Below are 946 nucleotides of genomic sequence, written 5' to 3'. Positions count from 1 at the left end.
TATAAGAGACAGCGGAGGGGGTGAGTTCCCCGCGCCCCTTCGGGGCGCTCGCCTAGCGGCGCGAGTTGCCGATCTGCTCCGACACCCGGACGAACCGGAAGCCGCGCTCACGCAGCTTCGGGACGATGGTCCGCAGGGCACGCTCCGTCGCGGGAGCCGGGCTGCGGGTGCAGTGCATGACGACGACCGAACCGGGCCGTACGCCGTCCAGTACCTGCTTGGCCACCGCGTCGGCGTCCGTGGCGAACGCGTCGCCGCTCACCACGTCCCACTGCACGGCCGTGACGCCGCCAGGGGCCAGCGCGCGCAGCGCCTGCTCGTCGTAACAGCCGCCGGGGAAACGGAAGTACGGCACCGGGCGCTCGATGCCGCCTTGCGGAAGGCGGTGAAGGCGCGCTCCATGTCGGCGCGCATCCGGGAGGCGGGGACGGTGGGCAGCCCGTAGCGGCGCTTCGTGAAGGCGTAGTGGCTGTACGAGTGGTTGGCGACCTCGAAGAGCGGATCCCGGCCGATGCCCTTGGCCTGATCCGGATACTCCTCGGCTCACCGGCCCGTCATGAAGAAGGTCGCGGGCACCTTCAGCCGGCGCAGGGTCGCGACCAGCGCCGGATTGTCGAACCGCTCGCCCGCCGCGGCGCGCGGCCCCTGATCGGCGGTCATGTCGGCGTCGAAGGTGAGGGCGACGGTGGGTCCGGCCACAGCGGCCTTCGTGCGGGCGGGCGTTCTTGAAGACGGGGGTGAGACCTGCGGGGCCGGGGGCGAGGGTCGCAGGACCGGCTGTGGGCCGGGCGGTCCGGTCCGGTTTCCTCGGGGCGGGGGAGCCGGCGCTGCCGCAGCCGCTGAGGGCGAGGGCCGCCAGGACGCAGGCGGCGGTGAGTCTTCTTCGCTGGGCCAGTGTGATCATCTGGCGAACATAACGGCGTAAACCGTGTGAATCGGTGAGGGT

The 946-nt window shown here is 71.8% G+C and carries 1 pseudogene; it reads right to left on the bottom strand.

The features are described 5' to 3' along the window. Positions 1-52: 52 nt before the first annotated feature. Positions 53-904 (bottom strand): annotated as a pseudogene (locus E2651_RS43420) (polysaccharide deacetylase family protein). Between the last annotated feature and the right edge of the window lie 42 nt (positions 905-946).

This window comes from Streptomyces sp. MZ04, from assembly GCF_004684775.1.
Lineage (GTDB): Bacteria > Actinomycetota > Actinomycetes > Streptomycetales > Streptomycetaceae > Streptomyces.
The sequence above is the reverse complement of the archived record's forward strand: the minus strand, read 5'-3'. Positions and strand labels throughout refer to the sequence as shown.